Raw genomic sequence first — 2785 nt, 5'->3', positions numbered from 1 at the left:
TTGAGAAGCTGTTTCCGTCATCCCATATGTCTGCATGACAGGAATATTGCGGTCGAGTGCACGCGTCAGAATCGGTAATGGAACAGGACCACCCCCTGTCAGTACGACGCGAAGCGCGTGACGACGTAGTCCAGCGTCGAGCAACCGATCAAGCATGACTGAGACGAGTGAGACATGTGTAATTTTTTCTGTCGTAATCCAGTGTAAGGCGCGTTCTGGTGAAAAATGTGGCTCGAGAATGATCGGTACTCCATAGATGACCGCTCGATAGACGACGGCTAACCCACTCATATGAAACAGTGGTGTGACAATCAAAAAACGATCCTCTGGCAGTGATCCGATATGACGAGCGGCATTCGTCGCACTCGAGAAATGATTCAACATCGTTTGTTCCACAGCTTTCGGATGTCCGGTCGTACCACTCGTAAAGAGCATTGATTGGACGTATTGTTTAGGCATATGGCGTATTAACAGATCGGGCGCTTCTTTTTCATAAGAAAAAGCTCGACACGGAATCGCTGTATCGAGTATCCGGTCTGTTACGACGAGCCGCACATTTGCCTGTTTGAATTGGCGCAGCACTTCCGTTTGCGTTAGTCGAGTGTTGATCGGGACGACGGTTAATTCAAGCAATTGAGCAGCGTGAAGAGCGACGATATACTGTGCACTGGATGGACCGTAAAGAGCAATCCGGTCTCCGCGTGTCACGATCGTCGCCCACGTACTCGCCAAACGATGCGCGCGTGCATATAGTTCAGACCACGTCCAACGCTCCGTTTCCGTAATGAGCGCGATGTCATCCGGTTGCTCTTTTGCCCGTGTATAGATCCAAGGATACAAAATAGTCACTTCCTTTTTGATGAATATACGAAAAAGGTTCAATGTCATAAGACGATTGAACCTTTTTTTCATTATGGGAAACGCGGAAACTGTCCGAAGTCAGGATTGCGTTTTTCTTTGAACGCATCGCGTCCTTCTTTTGCTTCGTCAGTCGTGTAGTACAGTAATGTTGCATCTCCTGCGAGTTGCTGAATCCCTGCGAGACCATCTGAATCGGCGTTGAATGCCGCTTTGAGGAAACGAAGAGCCGTTGGTGAATGTTGAAGAATTTCAGCACACCATTGAATCGTTTCTTGCTCGAGATCCGCGAGTGGAACGACCGTGTTGACGAGTCCCATATCAAGTGCTTGCTGTGCGTCATATTGACGGCAGAGGTACCAGATTTCACGCGCTTTCTTGTGTCCAACGACGCGCGCGAGGTAACCAGAGCCATATCCAGCATCGAATGAACCGACTTTTGGACCTGTTTGTCCGAAGCGGGCGTTGTCTGCAGCGATCGTCAAGTCACACACGAGGTGAAGGACGTGCCCGCCACCAATCGCATAACCTGCGACCATAGCGATGACTGGTTTCGGGATGACACGAATCAAACGTTGAAGATCAAGGACGTTTAAACGTGGGATTTCATCGTCGCCGACATATCCACCATGTCCGCGTACCTTTTGGTCTCCACCAGAGCAGAATGCGAGATCGCCTTCACCTGTTAAGATGATGACGCCGACGTTTTGATCGTCACGTGCACGTGAAAATGCGTCGATGAGTTCATGGACCGTGTGTGGTCGGAACGCATTGCGAACTTCTGGACGGTTGATCGTGATTTTTGCGATCCCGTTCCATTGTTCATATTTGATGTCTTCATAGCTACGGGCTGATACCCATTCCGGAGCGTATTTCATTTGAATTCCCCCAATATGTTAGTGATGAATAAGTAGATTCTTTACCATTGTAACAAACTTTTGCGGTTGGTCGATATGTGGGGCATGCGAAGCATCCAAAATCACGTGAATTTTTTCAGGTGATGCCGCTCGTAAGGCGATGGCGCGGAATTTTTCGTCCTCTTCCCCGACAATCCAATCAATCTCTTTCGGAAGGCATGACCAAAGAGAGGGCATGCTTCCTGTACCTTGTGCTCGAAGCGAAGCGCTCAGACCTTCAACCGTTTGAGACATACGCTCCTGCCGCAGTCGCGTGCGTTGTTGTTCTTTGAGAAGCGCTTGAGGTTTAAATAATCCAAGTGTCTCCCAATGATCAATGAAGGCTTCGAGTCCATCCTTTTCGAGTCGCTCCGCTAACATACGATCGGATGCACGACGTACTTTTCGCTCCACTGCCGTCTTGATACCTGGTGTTGTACTAACAGCGATTGTTCGAGCGATTTGCTCAGAGACGACACTCAACATTAAGGCGATTCGTCCGCCCATCGAATAACCGAGGACAATCCATGGCTCGGATCGCATAGCGAGCAGCGCCTCAAGATCCTTGACTTGTTGTGTCAAACGCATTCGTTGATTAGACGCTGGTATCGTTTCTCCATGTCCCATCAAATCGAGGCGGTAGACGGTGAAGTGAGTCGATAAATGCTCACTTAGCATGTCCCACGTCGAGAGGGAGCCTGTAAAACCGTGGAGTAATAAGAGCGGTGGACCAGCTCCCTCGATTTTCACATGATAGGGATGACCGCGTAAAATCATCGGAATACCTCGGCTAACGCTTGATTCGTCACGTCCCAAATCGAACGATGCATCTGTACGTTTTCGATTCGTGTTGTCTTGACTTCAAGTATCCGAGTGACATTCGTCTCTTCCGCAAGTGCTTGACGTAACGCAGCAATCGAATCAATCGCCTGATAGGTCACACCGTAGCCGGAGGCGAGGGAGGCGAAGTCGAGATGCTGCGGTGTACCGAATAGTGGCTCGAACACCGCTTGCTCGAGTTGCTGTTGCGG

General features: G+C 49.6%; 3 protein-coding genes and 1 pseudogene. All 4 read right to left on the bottom strand.

Annotation, left to right across the window (positions count from 1 at the left end; all coding sequences use genetic code 11):
* Window positions 1–840, bottom strand: an 840-nt coding sequence (locus tag B4F99_RS11450; RefSeq protein ID WP_290758030.1) for an AMP-binding protein, incomplete at its 3' end; no start/stop codon positions are given.
* A gap of 71 nt (window positions 841–911) precedes the next feature.
* Window positions 912–1736, bottom strand: coding sequence for a 1,4-dihydroxy-2-naphthoyl-CoA synthase (menB, locus tag B4F99_RS11445; protein ID WP_023469886.1), 825 nt, complete (start codon window positions 1734–1736; stop codon window positions 912–914).
* Window positions 1737–1754: 18 nt separating this feature from the next.
* The gene (menH, locus tag B4F99_RS11440; protein ID WP_290758027.1) at window positions 1755–2531 is read right to left on the bottom strand and encodes a 2-succinyl-6-hydroxy-2,4-cyclohexadiene-1-carboxylate synthase; all 777 of its coding nucleotides are present in this window, start codon (window positions 2529–2531) and stop codon (window positions 1755–1757) included.
* Window positions 2528–2785: pseudogene (locus tag B4F99_RS11435) on the bottom strand (2-succinyl-5-enolpyruvyl-6-hydroxy-3-cyclohexene-1-carboxylic-acid synthase); the annotation flags it as partial. The gene menH and the pseudogene B4F99_RS11435, both read right to left, overlap by 4 nt.

This window comes from Exiguobacterium sp. UBA3491 (genome assembly GCF_002377745.1).
Taxonomy (GTDB): domain Bacteria; phylum Bacillota; class Bacilli; order Exiguobacteriales; family Exiguobacteriaceae; genus Exiguobacterium_A.
This window is presented reverse-complemented; position numbering and strand designations above follow the sequence as displayed.